Raw genomic sequence first — 17,947 nt, forward strand, 5'->3', positions numbered from 1 at the left:
TAGCTACAGGTTGAGTTGAAGGTTTATCATCGGACAAGCCTTGTTTGGTTTCAACAGTTTTAGATTCTGTTTTCACACCTTGATTAGTTTGAACAGAATTTGTTGGAGCTTTGGTTTTAGAAGAGCTAAAACTCTCAACAATACGTGTAGCATCATTTTCTTCAACGCTAGAAGCATGACTTTTTACAGGTAAGCCAAGCGATTGAGCTTGCTCAACCACTTCCTTACTCGTCTTTCCAATTTCCTTAGCGATTTCGTGTAATCTTTTCTTTGACAATTGATGTCCTCCTATTCTGTTATGCCATAAGAGTCCTCATTTTCTTTGAAAATCCAGCGTCTGCGACAGCAACCACTTTTCTTGGTTTGCCTAACGCATCACTTAATTCCAGTGTTGAAAACACTGTGGAGACTTCTGTTTTGTAGTAATTACTTTTATCAGTTACTTTTTTCGTCAAATTTGGGCCAGCATCATTTGCTAGAAAGATTAGCGATACTTGTTGATTTTGAATTGCTTTAATAACCAATTCTTCACCTGTAATAAGGCGCCCCGCACGCTGTGCTAACCCAATGAGATTTAATACTTTTTCTGAATTATTCAAGGCCTAACTCTCTTCTTTTGACCTTATGGTCGACATATGCCAATAGTTCATCATAGAATTCATCAGAAACTTCCATTGAAAAACTGCGATCAAACACTCGTTTCTTTTTCGCTAGGATAGCTTCATCATTGTCCAATTTTATGTAGGCACCTCGACCATTTTGCTTTCCGGTAGGATCTATAAAAACCTGTCCTTCTTTATTTTTAACAATTCGTAAAAGATCTCGCTTATCGATCACTTCACCAGAAACAACTGATTTTCTTAAAGGTATTTTTTTTGTTTTAGCCATAAAACACCTCTCTCATTTATATTATTCTGCCTTATCTGAAATAACTTCAGATTCTTGAGCTACTTCCTCAGTTTGAAGTTCTTGCGCTTCCATTTTTTCGTATTCACTTGCAGATTTAATATCAATACGATAGCCAGTCAAATGAGCTGCTAAACGCACATTTTGTCCTCGGCGACCAATAGCTAGCGATAACTTGCTATCTGGAACAACTACAGTAGCACGTTTTGTATCTTCATCATCAAAAAGTACCATATCAACTTCGGCTGGTGCAATAGCATTGTAAATGAATTCCGCTGGATCTTCAACCCATTGAATAACATCAATGTTTTCTTCAACTGGGATCTCCAATCCTGTTTTAGCATCAACGCGTTTAGGATGGAAATTACTGATAACTTTTTTAATGTTACTTCCACCGCGTCCAACAATTGTTCCAATCGCATCAACGTTTGAATTATGACTGCGTACAGCAACTTTAGTACGATCTCCAGCCTCACGAGAGACGCTCATAATCTCAACAGTTCCATCAAATACTTCTGGAATTTCTCGCTCCATAATGCGTTTGATAAACTCTGGATGACTACGGCTAACAAAAACGTTGACACCTTTAGGATTATTCTCCACTTTATAGACATAAACGTCAATCATATCGTGAGATTTAAAGCTCTCCCCAGGAATCTGATCTTGATGCGATAATTGCGCCTCGAGTGAACCGAGATTGACATAGATAAAACGTTGGTCAAATCGTTCAACAGTACCAGTCATAATTTCACCTTCGTGTTGTTTGTATTCATTGAAGGTTACTTCACGCATTTGACGACGCATTTTTTCCATAATAGTTTGTTTTGCTGACTGAGCTGCCACGCGTCCAAATTCTGTAACAGATTCCTCAAAGCGAATCTTATCACCAAGTTCATACGCTGAGCTAATAGCAAGTGCGTTTTTTAGGCTAATTTCCAAACGGCTATCAAAAACTTCATCAACAACTTCACGAACAGTATAGACGGTAAAGTCTGCTTTCTTCTCGTTAAATTCAATAACGCATGATTCTGATTGACCATAACGACGCTTATAGGCAGATTTTAGTGACTCAGTAACTGCATCAATAATATCTTCTTTATTAATGTGTTTTTCTTCTTCCAAAATACGGAAGGCTTCTAGCATTTCTTTGCTCATAGTGTCCATTCTTGCTTCGCAAGAATCATCCTTTCTTAAAGTTTAACCGCAAGACGGGCTTTTGCAACCGTCTGATAGGGAATATCTACAGTTTTATGACGTGTTTTGTCCATATAATCAATTGTCAAGGTTTCACCATCAAATGATAATAAGTCACCTTCAAATATTTTAACTTTATCAATGGATTTATACAGACTTACATTGATATAAGACCCAACAGCATTTGATAATGCTTCTGCTGTTTTAAGTGGCCTTTCCAACCCAGGACTTGAGACTTCAAGCATATACTGTTCTGGAAATGGATCTGGTTGAATTGTGTCAAGTAAGGGACTTACAACGTCTGTCAATTGTACTGTATCTTCAACCGTAATGCCTCCGGGTTTATCAATTAAAATACTGAGCACATAGTCGCCACCCATTTTTTCGTATTCTACATCTACTAATTCAAACGGTGCTTGAATAGCAGGAGTTACGACTTGAGTAACAATATCAACAATGGTTTGATTTGCGATAACAGCTACCTCTTCTTTCTAACTTACTTTAGAACTTATAATGACTATAAATTCTATGAATCACACACATAAGAGGCGAAGTAAAACTCCGCCCCTTTCTGTATTATTTAATACTATTATAGCACAAAATACGATTATTGCAATCATTTACTTTAAATTAGCATCACCGTACACTAATCTTATATCAAAAAATTAAAATTTGTCCTCAGTTCTCTGTAAGAGCTTAGAAAACTTTATGCTAATACTTCAAGCTCAAAGAGAAACGATGATAAAATAAAAGAAATTTTTCGAAACTTGGACTTTTGACGAGTGAAAAAGGTGAACACTTAATAAACACTGATACATTAACAAGATTAAAGGAGAGGAGGGGATTCGAACCCCCGAGCCCCATTAAGGACTACACGCTTTCCAAGCGTGCGCACTCAGCCACTATGCGACCTCTCCATAAAGGAGTAGCAAATAACTACCCACTTACTATTTACTAATTCTAAAATCGTGCTTCTACACGATAGATAACCTGTCCTTTATTTGAAAATTTGCGTTCGTACTCAGTCATGATATTTTGCTGGTAATCACTTGCATGTAAATCTAACCAAACTTGTTTTAAAGTCATACCGTATTGAGAAAAGCTAGCAAGGCTATATTCAAATAAACCTCTATTATCTGTTTTAAAATGAATTTCCCCCTGCTCAGGAAGTATGTCTTTATAGGTATCCAAGAAAGTCTTATAGGTCAATCGACGTTTCTCATGCTTTTTCTTAGGCCATGGATCACTAAAGTTAAGATACATCAAATCAACTTCGCCAGTAGCAAAGTAGTTTGATAGACTAGAACCATCAACTAATAGTAATTTGATATTCTTAGCACCGCTATCTAGAACTTTATCCAGAGCATAGGAAAGCACTGACAATTGAATATCAATTCCAATATAATTGATATCTGGATTTTGCTCTGCCATACCAGTGATAAAAGCCCCTTTTCCGGAACCAACTTCTATGTGAATGGGGTTATTATTTCCAAAAATCTCATGCCAACGCCCTTTGGCTTCTTCTGGATTTGAAATAACATAGTGAGGATTATTTTCTAAGTGTTCCTCTGCACCCTTACGTTTTCTAACTCGCATTATGCTTTTTAATTAACTCTCTAAACTTTCGTAATTCATAAATTTCTTGATTGACATGCTCCATATCTCGTTTATCAAAACATTTGATTATCTGTGATAAATATGAAAATTGCCCATACCAAATAATTTTGCTCCAAACTTTCTCATTATCTTTATAACCGTAGTAAGACAGCCAATCTTTCCAGTGTTTTTGTGGAATATAATGACTTAAAATATATGCAACGTCATACATGCGATCTGTTAAACGAACAGAATCCCAATCAACCAAATAAATTAAACCACTTGTTGTAATAACCCAGTTGCTATGTTTGATATCTCCGTGAACGATTGTTGCAACCTCTGTTCGAAACTCAGGTAAACTACGCTTTAACTCAGTCACAATAGATTGCAAATAAGTGTTTTCTCGGATTTGAATAGGAGTTTGTTTTTCCCAATCCATCAACAAATCATAAGGGTTTTCAATTTTATACCCTAATTGTAACAGTTGATTTACTAAAGGACGAGACTTGTGCAGGCGCAATAAAATATGAATAATCTGTTTACTACCCATATCTTCTTTAGTCAATGTTCGACCATCTAACCATTCTTGAGCACTCATCATATCGCCATTACTTGTACGGCGTGCCCACAGTAGTTGTGGCGCAATCTGTTCCTTAGCTAAGGCTGGCAAAATAGGTGTCGTATTATATTTGACAAAGACACGTTCACCATTTGGATAAGTACCAATATAGGCTTTGCCACTTTTTCCTCTTAAGGGAGTAAGCGTCAATTCTTGATTTGATATTGTCACCAGCAGTCCCTCCTTTTCATTTAGTCGTTTCCTCTTATTTTACTTGTTTTATAGGCTTTAGTCAATCATCTTCTTTATTTTGTAAGGGATGTAATATTCCGTCACAATTAACATCAAAACTATCAATAATATAACAGGTTTCAATTCTCTTATAAGTATGCTATCAATTACTGTCACAGCATATGATAATACTCTGAGAAAACCTTTTAGCTGACTTGCTTTAGCATTTAATCTAACTGGATAGAGCTGATTCATGTATTGATAATCAAAATGGTGACCTAAAGCTAATAGTTGGAACAATAATAAGTAGTTAAATACAAATGCCAGAGCAAGGGCGAGGTAGGTTTCGTTAACAAAGATGACTGATAAGATATTTAAAGTTACCAACCTTATTGTTAAACCAAGATAATCTGAGCTTCTTAGAAATGCCCTCACAAATAAGTTAGTCCATAAACGCGATGGCGTTTTAGAAATAAGCTTTAAAATACCATCTAAAAATGAACGACGTTTTACACTTGTCGAAATTCCCTTAACATTTGTAAACAAAGAGAAAAATTTTAATATACTCTGTTTTCTTTCCTGCTCATGATTTATAGCTGCATCCCAGTTCAAATTTTGATTGTTATAAAAGACCTTTACCTTGTAAGTTATCACCAACCATTTGATTATTCCTAGACCAAAAATTAACAATGTAATCATAAAAACTGACAAGCCTAGCTTTATCAAAATTGGTGATATTAATACTAAAAATAAGGTTTGAATAACCAACCAAAAGATATAAGTCCGTTTTTTAGCAGAATTTATAATTTCCTTTATTGCTTCTTCTTTTATAAGTAAAAATTGTTTATCAGCCGGTTCTAAATAGCTGGCTATTTCCCCCATCGCTAGTAACATTAAGATAATGATTGACACAATCACGATAATTGGCCAATGTGTTTTTGGAAAGTCTTTTAGTAATCGGCTATACTGATATAACAAAAAACCTGACAAAAACATTAATACTAATACAAAATGATCATTAAAGACGTATCTCAAATATTTACTATTTTGAGTTAAAAAGAGACTTCGACGTTTATTAAATAACTTTTTCATATCACACCTCTTTTGTCAGAGCTATGTAGATGTCATTTAAATTAGCATTACTGTCTCCAAAAATAGCCCGTAATTCCTCTAGGGTTCCAACTGCCCGTATCTCTCCTTTATGTAAAATAACGAAACGATCACACATTTTTTCGGCAGAATCTAATACGTGTGTTGACATCAAAATAGATTTCCCTTTAGCTTTTTCTTCTGCTAGAAGATTAATCAAATCTGAAATAGCTAGTGGATCCAAACCTAAAAATGGTTCATCAACAATAAATAAACTTGGAGATACAACAAAAGCACAAATAATCATAACCTTTTGTTTCATTCCCTTTGAAAAATGCATTGGAAACCAGTCTAATTTATCTGTTAGACGAAACATCTCTAATAGTTTTTGCGCACGTGCCATAACTTCATCGGTGGTAATATCATACGCCATAGCTACCGTTTCTAAATGTTCCCTGAGAGTTAGCTCCTCATAGAGACTTGGTGTCTCAGGAATAAAGCCTATTTTCTTTCTATAAAGTTCTTGGTCGGCTTCAAGACTAATACCATCAATTGTAATATCTCCTTGATAGGGTCTCAAAATACCAATAATCTCGTTAATAGTGGTTGATTTTCCTGCACCATTAAGCCCAATTAATCCAACTAACTCTCCATCATTTACTTCAAAAGAAATATTTTTTAAAACTGGGATATTAACATACCCCCCTGTAACATTTTCAATTTTTAACATTGTCATTCTCTCTATCTTTGATATACTTTATTAACTATTATAACAAAATAAGAAAGGGAAGGTCTATTCTTATGGATAATTGTATCTTAGAATTCCCTTATAGTTTTGAAAATAACTTTAAACCTATTTTGTCCGCTTTTACATCTAATTTAAATGCCAAGCTAACCCATGTTCCTATTATGTTTACAAAAAGTAACTCCATCACTCATCGGACAAAAAAAGACACCTCAAAAAGGTGTCTTTTTAGTATCAATATAATAAATGCAAAGTAATCAGAATATTAGGCTATAAAATTACCAAAGTCAATTATCAGAATAAATAACTGTATTTTTTAGTATATTCGTTGATTTTACCTTCTAATTTTTTTAGAGCAGTTCTCTTAGAAATCCCCTCATCATATTTGACACCATCCAAGTCCCAAATTAGTTCTTTATGTAATTTTTCTGCTAAACTAGATTTCCCTTGCGGAAAATTAGCATCAATAAGAGCTGAAATTCTTTGGTATTCTTGCTCTAGTTCTGAATACTCACTGTTTTTATTTTCAACTTCTTTTCTTAATGTATCTAATACATAAGAATCTTGTCTTGATTTAACCTTTCTGAGTAAAGCAAGTTTTTCTTTAAAAGGTATATTTAGGTTTTTTATACGCTCCTGAAGTTCTATCTGGTTATTATAGTTATATTCCTCAGTTAAATCCATATTATTTGATCTATGTGGCTGATAGTTATTATATGTATCCGCAGTAACGCTATTATATCCTAAAAAGAGAGCAGTAAGAGCTGCAGTAGATAATATTATTTTATTTAATTTCAAAATAGTTTTCCTTCTATGATAAATCTCAATTATCATTTTTATTTTATTTATATTATTTATTATACATTTAATTAGATAAAAAAGTCAATCATTATATTTAAATTTATTTTAGATACTTCCAAAATTCTAGAAATGTACTTACTCAATAATAAACATCATTAAAAATTGCAATACCCTTTAGGTCATGCTAAGATAAGTATGATGGTAAATATAGATATCACAATCAATACAGGCTACTTTCATTTCCCTGTACGACTTATGACCTATCAAACGATAAAAATTTACCATTCCTTAATAGCTACCCAATAAATTTTTCAACATGAAAGGAATTAGTTATGGATAATTGTATTTTTTGTAAAATCATCAGTGGAGAAATCCCTTCATCAAAAGTTTATGAAGATGATGAAGTATTAGCTTTTCTCGACATTACACAAACTACGACTGGGCACACCCTTCTTATTCCTAAAAAACATGTTCGAAATGTGTTAGAGATGGATGAAAAAACTGCACAGATAACCTTTGAACGCTTGCCTAAAGTGGCGCGTGCTGTCCAAGCTGCTACAAAAGCCAAAGGAATGAATATTATTAACAACAATGAGGAAATTGCTGGACAAACTGTTTTTCATGCACACGTCCACCTTGTTCCCCGCTTTGATGAATCAGACGGTATCAAAATTCACTACACTACTCATGAACCCGACTTTGAGGCACTTGCAAAATTAGCCAAAGAAATTAGAAAGGAGATTCAATTATGAAAATAGGTCGTTTAATTGCACTAGGTTTAGTTAGTTTAGGAGCGCTTGAACTTTACAAAAATAGAAAAACTATCAAGGATTCCTATCAAAATACAAAAAATGAGACAGATTCAGCTAAATTAAAATTAGAACGTATCAAAAATGATCTTGCTATTATTAGTCAGGAAAAAGAAAAAATCAGATTAATTTCTCAAGAACTCAATCATAAATTCCAAGTGTTTAATAAAGATATTCAACCTCGTTTAGAAGAAATTAATCAACGCATGGCTAAATATCAAGAGAAAGACGAATAAGCCAACGGCATAAAAATATCTACTCTAAATATAAAAAGAGCAAATAATGCTCTTTTTTATATTTTATGGATTAGTTTGACCCGGTACTGGTTGCGTTCCTGTGTTTGGATTAGGCGTTGCAGCCCCGTTATAATTATTGACACTTCCACTTGAATCAGCCTGACCTGTGTTAGTGTTACTGCTATAGTTACTAGCAGGAGTGCTACTATTATAGTAACTTTGATGAGTTGTTTGATTAGTTTCAGAACTATAAGTAGTATTACCACTGTAACTTGGTGGTGCTTCTGAATAAGGTGTTGTATTATAATTATTCTCTTGTGTTGATGAATAAGTAGAAGAATCATTACTAGCAGTAGTACCATAGTAATCTTCATATAGAATCGCGCTTGTCTTCAGAGTTTTACTACGCTTTTTATCCAGTTCTTTCTTAATTCTATTTTGAACTGCAAGTAGATGTTTCTTAGTTAAAATTTGATAAGAGCCACCATCTGATAAAGTAGCGTCTTCACCCTTCAACTGATAAGATTTAATATGTTCCAATGAATCTTTATAAGCTAACAAATTAGGAATCGTTTTTGATGATATCTCAATATTAGTTTGCATGTTATTACTTACTGCGGAAAGAATTTTTTTGTATGAACTAATACTATTTAACGCCAATATTTTTTTAAGGACTTTTTGAATTACTTCACGTTGTCTTTTTTGACGCCCATAATCTCCCTCTGGATCATCATAGCGCATACGAGAATAAACAAGTGCTTGTTCTCCATTTATTTTATGTGTCCCTGGTTCAACAACAGCCTTGTACTCTGGTTCATTGGCAGCAATTGATATTGGAAAGTCAAATTTATTAGTTACTGTTATACCACTAACAGCATTGACTAAATCAACTAATCCTTGCATATTTATTTGCATAAAGTAATCAACATTAATATCTAATAAGTCTTGAACAGTCATCAATGCCATTTCCGCACCACCAGAAGCATAGGCTGCATTTAGCTTTGCTTCTACGCCAGTCTGTCCATTATTTTTGGGACCACTCAATTTAATCAATACGTCGCGTTCTAAGCTTGTCATCGTTGTTTTATTAGTTTTAGGATTTATAGTGACTAAGATCATAGAATCGCTATTTCCTGACCACTTAGATTTTCGATGCTCTGAACCTGTGTCCACACCCATTAATAGTATTGAAAACGGCTTTGTTTCTTCAATAGCATGACTTTTTGATTTAGCTAGCTCAAAATCTTTAAAAGTCTTAGACAATTCATTAGTCGAAAAATTATAAGCTGAGGTAACATAGACTCCCAATGCAATTACTGTTGTTAAAATAATTGCAGAAAACATTAAGGTTATTTTTTTCCAAATTTTCATGTATATTCCTAATCTATCAACTTACTCATTCTGTAAATGTCTAGAAATTCTCCATTTTCTCTTTTAATACCTCTTGTTTGAAGCCCATCTATTTCAAAACCGAATTTTTGGTAGAGGTGAATAGCACGTTCATTACGTCCTTGGACTGATAGTTCTAAGCGGCGTGTAATATCGTTATCTGACGCCCATTCTATTGCTTCTTCCATGAGAATATGACCAATACCATAACCCCAATAATCCTTCTGAACAGCAATAAAAAGATCCCCAACGTGTTCAATTTCAATATCAGACTGACTAATGATTGTTATCAAGCCGATCACTTTATTTTTTAATTTAGCAATCAAACAAATGCAATTTTTCGTCATTAAGGTATTTTCAATAAACGTTTCCATTTCTGGCAAAGATAGTTGATTGCTCACCGTATGCAAAATAAAATCTGTTTCCTCAGTAATAGTATTTAAAAATTCAAGGAGCGCAGAAGCTTCCTCTCTCGAAGCTTCTATAAAATCAACAGCAAATTGTTTAGACATCTTGAATCGCCTCAATAATTTCTCTTGCGCGATGCCCATAAGCTTCTAACTGAACCTGACGTCCTTGATTGCTCCTCGTAATAACAATTTCTAAGTAGTTATTGATAAGGTTATCACTAAGCAACTCTCCCCATTCAATAACTGTTACTCCTTGACCAAACAAGAAGTCATCTAAGTCAATAGAATCAAGATCATCTCCAATACGATAAACATCCAAATGGTAAAGTGGTACACGCCCTTCATATTCTCTAACAATAGTGTAAGTTGGGCTCTTAATCATTTGTTTTATGTCTAATCCCTTTGCAATACCTTTTGTAAGAGTTGTTTTGCCTGCACCTAAATTACCAGTCAATAATACGATATCTCCTGACTTTAAAACAGTACCCAGTTTTTGCCCTAGGGCAATAAGCTCTTCTTCATTTTGAGTATAAAACATAGAGATATTATACCAGAAATATCTCTGTCTTCCAACAGTTTGCTGATTCTGACAGCCCCATAGCATATATTTCTTCACTTTTCTTAAGAAAAAAGGAAACCAGGCTACAAATCTGATTTCCTTTTATCTTATTTATCAAACTATAATATTACAAAATAGCCAAGCTGATAAAGTTTAGAATAAATAATATATCTAAAATCCACAGTACCACATGAATATCTTTTGCTTGTCCTTTGATGACTTTAGCTAATGTATAGGTCAAGAAACCAGCTGCAATACCATAAGTAATGCTATAAGTAAACCCCATAAAAAGAGAAGTAAAGAAAGCTGGGATAGCTTCTGACATATCATCCCATTTGATATCTTTTAAATTTGAAAGCATCATAATACCAACAATAACCAATATTGGTGCAGTAGCTTGACTCGGAACAATAGATACTAGTGGACTAAAGAAACTAGATATAGCAAACAAACCAGCAACTACTAAGGCTGTCAATCCTGTACGACCACCAGCTCCGATTCCTGCTGCTGACTCAACATAGGTTGTAACGTTAGATGTTCCACAAATAGCGCCAAAAGTTGTCCCAATTAAGTCTGAATAGAGTGCTTTGTCTAAACTCTTAGATTCATGATTATCACCAGTCGTTGCTAAGATACCAACTTTTTCTCCAGTACCAATGAGCGTTCCAATGGTATCAAAAATATCAGTCAGTGAAAAAGCAAGAATAGCCATTAATACACTTGGTAGACGTGAAGGATTAGAGAATAAAGAAATTAATCCTTTCTCTCCTAATGCAACTCCAAATACTTGCTTCAAATCTCTAAAAGAGGCCGAGAGGTTAGTTGCTTCCCAATTAATAGCATCTAACTTAACCACTCCCATTAAAATACCTAAGAGGGTCGTTGTTAATATCGATAGAATAATCCCTCCACGGATCCCCTTTACAATAAAGAAGATGGTAATGCTTAAACCAATCAAAGATAATAAAATTGCTGGATTATCAAACGACACTAGCCCTGGCGTTGCTGAAGAATTTGCTGTAATAGTAGCCAATCCTTTCGCCGCACCCTTTCCAACAACATCATACGTCCCAGGATCAATTGAAAATTTCAAAAAACCAGCATTTTTAATCCCAACGTATGCTAAAAAAGTTCCGATTCCTGCTGTAATGGCTGATTTTAAAGTTGTTGGGATAGACTCAATAATCATCTTTCTAACTTTCGTTAAAGTAATAAGCAGAGAAATCAAACCACAAATAAATACCATAGCTAAGGCTTCTTGCCATGTATATCCCAATGCAAAGACAACTGTATATGTAAAGAAAGCATTTAATCCCATCCCAGGAGCTTGTGCATAGGGAAGGTTAGCATAGAAAGCCATAACAGATGTAGCTACAACGGCACCAATAATCGTCGCTAAGAAAACTCCTTGTGCTGGCATCCCAGTCTGAGATAAAATAGCTGGATTTACAAACAAAATGTACGACATTGCAAAGAAAGTCGTTAGACCAGCAGTGATTTCAGTCCGAATTGTCGTCCCGTGTTCCTTTAGCTTAAAAAACTTTTCCATTTTAAAATCGGATTCTCCTTTATTTTTTGCTATTTTTCACTTTTAAAAAAATCAATCGTTCTTATATTTACGAACGATTAATATATATTAACAAAAAATAATTCACTTTTCAAGTTTTTTTCCTGCAGAATAATCCATAAAAATAAGACACAATACCTGTAAAAATGTAAATCCTAAAATAAAGTGGAATGAATCCCTACTCGGAACCGCTAAAAGTTCGTTAATTACCACTTGTGGCTTCGTTAAGATATCCCATGAATTTAGACGAGCATAACGACCAATATGAATACCAAAACTTGAAACAAATGATACAATTCCAATAATTCCCCATCTTAAAAATATATTGCTAATTCTAAATTTACGTATAATCACAGAAAAACTTTCGATACCTGATAAAAAACCAAACAAGATACTAGATACATACAAGATATAAAGTATTAAATTTGTCTTATTATAAAGAACGTCTCCGACAAAATGCATATGAATGATATCCGTCAACATATAAAAGGTATTAGGATAGAAAAAAAACCAAGCAAGTGCAAAAAGACCAATAAGAATTTTTTTCTTAAATAAACTAGTAAGGTATGCAAAATCTAACGCTATTAGGGCTAGAGTCATATTCCAAATCAAATTTGGTCCCTGCAAATGATAATATTTAATCCCAAAAGAAATAACAATAAAAAATAAATGTATCGCAAATAGTTTTACTTTCATTCTAACCTCCAATTAATATCTCATTATACAACATATTATTAAATTAAGGTTAAATAAACTTCAAACCTAAAAGACTAACCCTGTTGTGGTTAGTCTTCCATTAATGTTCCCCAAAGTAATAATTGTACTAAAAAAAGGCAAGACAAGGCTTTAAAATCAAGGTTAGCCATATTAGTCTGTATTCCATTAAAAAATGCTGACGGATTTAAAATGATTCCTTCTAAACCTAATGATCCTGATTTTTCTAAGCAAAAGGCAAAACTACTAAAAAGCATTACAGGTATAACAGTTGCTAATTGATATCTTTTACTAATATCATATGCATTTACCAATAGCTTCAAACTTAGTAAAGCTGAAGAGATAATAAAAAGAATTGCAAGAAGGTATGCCATATATTGCATAAAGTGATTAGACTGCCAAATGTCTTTTGTTGACCACTCTAAGCTCACTAAACTAAGAAAAATCCCTAAACTCTGTGGGTAAAAAAATAAAAGGCCTAAACTTGCTAAAAGACGAATAAAAATATTACGACTATAATAAGCAATGAATCCCATCTCTAACGACAAGACTGATGCCAATAGAATTACCATCAAATGTTCAATTTTTACATGATAATACCATATCCCTAAAATACTGACTATGGCAAAAAGATGACTCCAAATTAACTTTTTCATAATCCACCAACTTCCATATTTCCACAGTTATTATATCATATTTCTACTGTCTCTTTTTATTGAAATCTATTTTTGATATAATGTCAGCATGACAAAGAAAATTATCGCCGTAGATTTAGACGGTACTCTATTACATAATAATAACACTATTTCTGACTACACCGCTGACACACTTCGAAAAGTTCAAGCTCAAGGACACAAAGTAATTATTACAACCGGACGCCCATACCGTATGGCACTCGCTCATTATTTACGCCTAGATTTAAAAACACCAATGATAAATTTTAATGGTGCTTTAACTCATATCCCCGAAAAAAAGTGGGCGTTTGAACATAGTGCAACGATTGATAAAAAATTACTCCTTGAAACCTTAAATTTATCAGATGCTATCCAAGCCGATTTTATTGCTAGCGAGTACCGTAAAAATTTTTACATTACTATGGATAATCGTGATAAAATTAACCCACAATTATTCGGTGTCAATGAAATTACTGATAAAATGGCATTAGATGTTACTAAAATCACACGCAATCCAAATGCTCTATTGATGCAAACACGTCATAAAGATAAGTATGAGTTAGCTAAAGAGTTACGACAACATTTTAATCACGAACTAGAAGTAGATTCTTGGGGTGGTCCATTGAATATACTCGAATTTTCACCTAAAGATGTTAACAAAGCTTATGCTCTCAAACATTTATTAAAATCACTCAATCTTTCACAAGAAAATTTGATTGCCTTTGGAGATGAACACAATGACACCGAGATGCTGGCCTTTGCACATACAGGATATGCTATGAAAAATGCTAGTCCAACTCTACTTCCATATGCCGACCAACAAATCCAATGGACAAACGAAGAAGATGGTGTTGCTAAAACTCTAGAAAAATTATTATTGTAGTATTTTCAAAAACGATCTCTATTGAAACAGAATTCTAATAGAAATCGTTTTTTAGGTTTTCTACTATATTATTAACAAAAAAAGTTACCACTCTCTTCCCCCATTATAAAAGGTATTTGTGAAAAAAATATCCTTTTTTTTAATTTTTATTAGAAATAGTATTGATTTTTTTCTGAAAACGTTTTAAAATATATCTGTTCTATAATTTCGTTGAAATGAAAAAGAATGGCCAATTTTACGATTGGAAGGAGATTATTCTTCTTTATGTCAACGAAAAGATTTTTTAAGGAGGAAGAACAAGAATGGGTATCGGTATTATTATTGCCAGCCATGGTAAATTTGCTGAAGGTATTCATCAATCAGGTTCAATGATCTTTGGTGAACAAGAAAAAGTTCAAGTTGTAACTTTCATGCCAAATGAAGGACCAGATGATTTGTATGGACACTTCAACAATGCTATCGCACAATTTGATGCTGATGATGAGGTGCTTGTGTTAGCTGACCTTTGGAGTGGGTCACCATTTAACCAAGCAAGCCGTGTTATGGGAGAAAATCCTGAACGTAAAATGGCTATCATCACTGGTCTCAATTTGCCAATGCTTATCCAAGCCTATACTGAGCGTATGATGGACGCTAATGCAGGTGTTGAACAAGTTGCCGCAAATATTATTAAAGAGTCTAAGGAAGGTATCAAAGCCCTTCCAGAAGAACTTAATCCTGTTGTAGAAGCTACTCCTGTAGCAGGTGTTCCTGCAGATGTTCCTGCGGAAGTTAAACAAAGTGGATCTATCCCTGAAGGAACTGTTATTGGAGATGGCAAGCTTAAAATTAATCTTGCTCGTATTGACACACGTCTTTTACATGGTCAAGTTGCAACTACATGGACTCCAGCATCAAAAGCAAACCGTATTATCGTTGCTTCTGATGAAGTTTCTAAAGATGAACTTCGTAAACAATTGATTAAGCAAGCTGCTCCTGGAGGAGTCAAAGCAAACGTTGTCCCAATTAGTAAATTAATTGAAGTATCTAAAGACCCACGTTTCGGAAACACACGTGCCTTGATCTTATTTGAAACTGTACAAGATGCACTCCGTGCAATTGAAGGTGGTGTGGAAATCCCTGAATTGAACGTTGGTTCAATGGCTCACTCAACTGGTAAAACAATGGTAAACAACGTTCTTTCAATGGATAAAGGCGATGTTGCTGCCTTTGAAAAATTACGTGACTTAGGTGTATCATTTGATGTACGTAAAGTACCAAATGACGCTAAAAAGAATTTGTTTGATTTAATCAACAAAGCAAACGTAAAATAACTTATTATCTCTGAAAACGAAAGGATATCAAAATGGCGGATATTTCAATTATCTCAATGATTTTGGTCGTTATCGTTGCCTTCTTTGCTGGTCTTGAAGGTATCCTCGACCAATTCCAAATCCATCAACCTCTTGTTGCTTGTACTTTAATCGGTCTTGTAACTGGTCACCTCGAAGCGGGTATTATTCTTGGTGGTAGTCTCCAAATGATTGCTCTTGCTTGGGCAAATATCGGAGCTGCCGTAGCACCAGACGCTGCACTTGCCTCTGTTGCTGCTGCTATTATTTTGGTTAAAAGTGGTGACTTCACTCAAAAAGGTATCAACTTTGCCTTCTCTACTGCTGTACCTCTAGCTATTGCTGGACTTTTCCTTACAATGATTGTTCGTACAATCTCAACTGCACTTGTTCACGCTGGTGACAAAGCTGCTTCTGAAGGAAACTTTGCAGCAATTGAACGTTTTCACTTTATCGCCCTCCTTCTCCAAGGATTACGTATTGCATTCCCAGCTGCGCTTCTTTTAGCTATTCCATCTTCTTCAGTACAAAGTATTCTTGAAGCAATGCCTGATTGGTTAAATGGTGGTATGCAAGTTGGTGGTGCCATGGTTGTTGCCGTTGGTTACGCTATGGTTATCAATATGATGGCTACTCGCGAAGTTTGGCCTTTCTTTGCTCTTGGATTTGCTCTAGCAGCTTTGAACCAGTTAACTCTTATTGCAATGGGTACTATTGGTGTTGCTATCGCCCTCATCTACATCAGTTTATCAAAAATGGGTGGAAGCAAAGGTACTTCTAACGCAGGTTCTAACGATCCTATCGGCGATATCTTAGAGGACTACTAGAAAGGAGCTAAACAATGACTGAACAAATTAAATTATCAAAATCAGATCGTCAAAAAGTTTGGTGGCGTTCACAATTCCTTCAAGGTTCTTGGAACTATGAGCGTATGCAAAATATGGGGTGGGCCTATGCTCTTATCCCAGCATTGAAAAAACTTTACACTACTAAAGAAGATCGTGCTGCTGCGCTTGAGCGCCATATGGAATTCTTTAACACACATCCATACGTTGCTGCTCCAATTATCGGTGTAACCCTTGCTCTTGAGGAAGAAAAAGCAAGCGGTACACCTGTCGAAGACAAAGCAATTCAAGGGGTTAAAATCGGTATGATGGGACCTCTTGCTGGTATTGGTGATCCAGTATTCTGGTTTACTGTACGTCCTATCTTAGGCGCTCTTGGTGCTTCACTTGCCTCTGCTGGTAATATCCTCGGACCAATCATCTTCTTTGTTGGTTGGAACCTCATTCGTATGTCATTCTTATGGTACACACAAGAGTTAGGTTACAAATCAGGTAAAGAAATTACTAAAGATATGTCTGGTGGTATCCTCCAAGATATTACTAAAGGTGCTTCAATCCTTGGTATGTTCATTCTTGCTGTCCTTGTTAAGCGTTGGGTAGCAATTAACTTTACTGTAGACCTTCCTAAAAAGACATTGTCAGAAGGGGCATACATCAATTTCCCTAAAGACCATGTTAGTGGACAACAATTGCATGATATCCTAGGACAAGTTCAGAGTGGCTTAAGCCTTGATAAAATGCAACCACAAACACTTCAAGGACAACTTGACTCACTTATTCCTGGTTTAGCTGGATTACTTCTTACATTCTTCTGTATGTGGTTACTTAAGAAGAAAGTATCACCAATTACAATTATCATCGGTTTGTTTATCGTTGGTATTCTAGCTCGCCTTGCAGGTGTGATGTAATAAAACTAAGAGATGGTTACAATAGTATTCCATCTCTTATATTTTATTACCAAAAATCCACTTAGAGTCCCACTATTATGATATAATCAAACTACTATAAATTAAAAAGGGATTAGTCATGGCACAATCATTAAACAAAACTGTTGAATTTCAAACAACAGGAGTTTCGTATTTAGGTATGGGGAATAAAGTTGGAAAATTTTTAGTTGGTGACCAGGCATTAGAATTCTATAACGATAAAAATGTCAACGACTATATTCAAATTCCATGGACATCAATCAATCAAATTGGAGCTAATGTTAGTCGAAAAAAAATTAGTCGTCACTTTGAGGTCTTTACAGACCAAGGAAAATTTTTATTCGCCTCTAAAGACTCTGGAACGATATTAAAGCATGCGAGACGACATATTGGAGACGATAAAGTTGTTAAGCTTCCTACCCTCATCCAGACCATTTTAAAAATATTCAAGTTTAAAAAATAAGATAGACTATAGTCTATCTC

22 protein-coding genes, 1 tRNA gene and 2 pseudogenes are annotated in these 17,947 nt (G+C 34.6%); 8 read left to right on the forward strand and 17 right to left on the reverse strand.

The features are described from left to right. Nucleotides 1–120 precede the first annotated feature (120 nt). The 10 genes and pseudogenes from HMPREF9171_RS1000000114290 to HMPREF9171_RS104855 form a co-directional block, all read right to left on the reverse strand. A pseudogene (locus HMPREF9171_RS1000000114290) lies at nucleotides 121–277 on the reverse strand (translation initiation factor IF-2 N-terminal domain-containing protein); the annotation flags it as partial. A gap of 19 nt (nucleotides 278–296) precedes the next feature. After that, on the reverse strand, nucleotides 297–599 hold the full coding sequence (locus HMPREF9171_RS104895; protein WP_001065560.1) for a YlxQ-related RNA-binding protein: 303 nt from the start codon (nucleotides 597–599) through the stop codon (nucleotides 297–299). Next, the gene (rnpM, locus tag HMPREF9171_RS104890) at nucleotides 592–888 is read right to left on the reverse strand and encodes an RNase P modulator RnpM (protein ID WP_001140526.1); all 297 of its coding nucleotides are present in this window, start codon (nucleotides 886–888) and stop codon (nucleotides 592–594) included. The genes HMPREF9171_RS104895 and rnpM overlap by 8 nt, the downstream gene beginning before the upstream one ends. Before the next feature lie 21 nt (nucleotides 889–909). Then, nucleotides 910–2,061, reverse strand: coding sequence for a transcription termination factor NusA (gene nusA, locus HMPREF9171_RS104885; RefSeq protein WP_000032296.1), 1,152 nt, complete (start codon nucleotides 2,059–2,061; stop codon nucleotides 910–912). A gap of 35 nt (nucleotides 2,062–2,096) precedes the next feature. Beyond that, nucleotides 2,097–2,573 carry a ribosome maturation factor RimP gene (rimP, locus tag HMPREF9171_RS104880; protein ID WP_047209118.1) on the reverse strand — a complete coding sequence of 159 codons (477 nt, stop codon included), beginning with the start codon at nucleotides 2,571–2,573 and terminating at the stop codon, nucleotides 2,097–2,099. A gap of 357 nt (nucleotides 2,574–2,930) precedes the next feature. Continuing rightward, a tRNA-Ser gene (locus HMPREF9171_RS104875) sits at nucleotides 2,931–3,017 on the reverse strand. Nucleotides 3,018–3,060: 43 nt separating this feature from the next. Continuing rightward, nucleotides 3,061–3,696: a tRNA (guanosine(46)-N7)-methyltransferase TrmB gene (gene trmB, locus HMPREF9171_RS104870; protein ID WP_001266022.1), complete on the reverse strand. Its 636-nt coding sequence runs from the start codon at nucleotides 3,694–3,696 to the stop codon at nucleotides 3,061–3,063. After that, nucleotides 3,686–4,486: a cell cycle regulator CcrZ gene (gene ccrZ / locus HMPREF9171_RS104865; RefSeq protein ID WP_000155919.1), complete on the reverse strand. Its 801-nt coding sequence runs from the start codon at nucleotides 4,484–4,486 to the stop codon at nucleotides 3,686–3,688. Before ccrZ ends, trmB begins: the two co-directional genes overlap by 11 nt. A gap of 57 nt (nucleotides 4,487–4,543) precedes the next feature. Further along, entirely contained in the window at nucleotides 4,544–5,578 is a 1,035-nt protein-coding gene (locus HMPREF9171_RS104860) for an ABC transporter permease (RefSeq protein WP_000732720.1), read from the reverse strand. A 1-nt stretch (nucleotide 5,579) separates the two neighbouring features. Then, nucleotides 5,580–6,305 carry an ABC transporter ATP-binding protein gene (locus HMPREF9171_RS104855; protein WP_000912311.1) on the reverse strand — a complete coding sequence of 242 codons (726 nt, stop codon included), beginning with the start codon at nucleotides 6,303–6,305 and terminating at the stop codon, nucleotides 5,580–5,582. A 71-nt stretch (nucleotides 6,306–6,376) separates the two neighbouring features. On the opposite strand from HMPREF9171_RS104855, the pseudogene HMPREF9171_RS1000000113620 reads away from it, so the two are divergent. Next, nucleotides 6,377–6,563, forward strand: a pseudogene (locus HMPREF9171_RS1000000113620) (hypothetical protein). 51 nt (nucleotides 6,564–6,614) lie between these two features. Here the strand turns inward: HMPREF9171_RS1000000113620 and HMPREF9171_RS104850 are convergent. Continuing rightward, nucleotides 6,615–7,118 (reverse strand): hypothetical protein, encoded by a 504-nt coding sequence (locus HMPREF9171_RS104850; RefSeq protein WP_000773456.1) that lies wholly within the window; start codon nucleotides 7,116–7,118, stop codon nucleotides 6,615–6,617. Between the two features lie 335 nt (nucleotides 7,119–7,453). On the opposite strand from HMPREF9171_RS104850, the gene HMPREF9171_RS104845 reads away from it, so the two are divergent. Together HMPREF9171_RS104845 and HMPREF9171_RS104840 are read left to right on the forward strand one after the other, a co-directional pair. Beyond that, on the forward strand, nucleotides 7,454–7,873 hold the full coding sequence (locus HMPREF9171_RS104845; protein WP_000368097.1) for an HIT family protein: 420 nt from the start codon (nucleotides 7,454–7,456) through the stop codon (nucleotides 7,871–7,873). Further along, nucleotides 7,870–8,166: a hypothetical protein gene (locus HMPREF9171_RS104840; RefSeq protein WP_000690175.1), complete on the forward strand. Its 297-nt coding sequence runs from the start codon at nucleotides 7,870–7,872 to the stop codon at nucleotides 8,164–8,166. Before HMPREF9171_RS104845 ends, HMPREF9171_RS104840 begins: the two co-directional genes overlap by 4 nt. A 63-nt stretch (nucleotides 8,167–8,229) precedes the next feature. On the opposite strand, the gene lytR is transcribed toward HMPREF9171_RS104840, so the two are convergent. From lytR to HMPREF9171_RS104810, 6 genes are all read right to left on the reverse strand, one after another. Continuing rightward, nucleotides 8,230–9,537: a glycopolymer--peptidoglycan transferase LytR gene (gene lytR, locus HMPREF9171_RS104835; RefSeq protein WP_000708164.1), complete on the reverse strand. Its 1,308-nt coding sequence runs from the start codon at nucleotides 9,535–9,537 to the stop codon at nucleotides 8,230–8,232. Between the two features lie 8 nt (nucleotides 9,538–9,545). After that, a complete protein-coding gene (locus tag HMPREF9171_RS104830) occupies nucleotides 9,546–10,067 on the reverse strand; it encodes a GNAT family N-acetyltransferase (RefSeq protein ID WP_000043147.1) in 522 nt (173 codons plus the stop codon). Continuing rightward, nucleotides 10,060–10,503 (reverse strand): tRNA (adenosine(37)-N6)-threonylcarbamoyltransferase complex ATPase subunit type 1 TsaE, encoded by a 444-nt coding sequence (tsaE, locus tag HMPREF9171_RS104825; protein ID WP_000500160.1) that lies wholly within the window; start codon nucleotides 10,501–10,503, stop codon nucleotides 10,060–10,062. The genes HMPREF9171_RS104830 and tsaE overlap by 8 nt, the downstream gene beginning before the upstream one ends. Nucleotides 10,504–10,651: 148 nt before the next feature. Then, nucleotides 10,652–12,073, reverse strand: a complete 1,422-nt coding sequence (locus tag HMPREF9171_RS104820) for an NCS2 family permease (RefSeq protein WP_000410403.1) — start codon at nucleotides 12,071–12,073, stop codon at nucleotides 10,652–10,654. A 102-nt stretch (nucleotides 12,074–12,175) separates the two neighbouring features. Further along, nucleotides 12,176–12,787, reverse strand: a complete 612-nt coding sequence (locus HMPREF9171_RS104815; protein ID WP_000865222.1) for a DUF1361 domain-containing protein — start codon at nucleotides 12,785–12,787, stop codon at nucleotides 12,176–12,178. Between the two features lie 89 nt (nucleotides 12,788–12,876). After that, entirely contained in the window at nucleotides 12,877–13,461 is a 585-nt protein-coding gene (locus HMPREF9171_RS104810; protein WP_000734047.1) for a hypothetical protein, read from the reverse strand. An 88-nt stretch (nucleotides 13,462–13,549) separates the two neighbouring features. Here HMPREF9171_RS104810 and HMPREF9171_RS104805 point away from each other — a divergent pair, with 88 nt between their 5' ends. The 5 genes from HMPREF9171_RS104805 (at nucleotide 13,550) to HMPREF9171_RS104785 (ending at nucleotide 17,927) form a co-directional block, all read left to right on the forward strand. Continuing rightward, complete coding sequence (locus HMPREF9171_RS104805) at nucleotides 13,550–14,362, forward strand: Cof-type HAD-IIB family hydrolase (RefSeq protein WP_000162319.1); 813 nt, start codon at nucleotides 13,550–13,552, stop codon at nucleotides 14,360–14,362. 302 nt (nucleotides 14,363–14,664) lie between these two features. Next, nucleotides 14,665–15,675 carry a PTS sugar transporter subunit IIB gene (locus tag HMPREF9171_RS104800; RefSeq protein WP_000511109.1) on the forward strand — a complete coding sequence of 337 codons (1,011 nt, stop codon included), beginning with the start codon at nucleotides 14,665–14,667 and terminating at the stop codon, nucleotides 15,673–15,675. Nucleotides 15,676–15,707: 32 nt separating this feature from the next. Continuing rightward, nucleotides 15,708–16,520 carry a PTS mannose/fructose/sorbose transporter subunit IIC gene (locus HMPREF9171_RS104795; RefSeq protein ID WP_000763690.1) on the forward strand — a complete coding sequence of 271 codons (813 nt, stop codon included), beginning with the start codon at nucleotides 15,708–15,710 and terminating at the stop codon, nucleotides 16,518–16,520. A 14-nt stretch (nucleotides 16,521–16,534) separates the two neighbouring features. Then, nucleotides 16,535–17,446: a PTS system mannose/fructose/sorbose family transporter subunit IID gene (locus HMPREF9171_RS104790; RefSeq protein ID WP_000139227.1), complete on the forward strand. Its 912-nt coding sequence runs from the start codon at nucleotides 16,535–16,537 to the stop codon at nucleotides 17,444–17,446. A 118-nt stretch (nucleotides 17,447–17,564) separates the two neighbouring features. Beyond that, nucleotides 17,565–17,927: a DUF956 family protein gene (locus HMPREF9171_RS104785; RefSeq protein WP_000079341.1), complete on the forward strand. Its 363-nt coding sequence runs from the start codon at nucleotides 17,565–17,567 to the stop codon at nucleotides 17,925–17,927. Nucleotides 17,928–17,947 lie beyond the last annotated feature (20 nt).

The sequence above is a fragment of the Streptococcus agalactiae ATCC 13813 genome (assembly GCF_000186445.1).
Lineage (GTDB): Bacteria > Bacillota > Bacilli > Lactobacillales > Streptococcaceae > Streptococcus > Streptococcus agalactiae.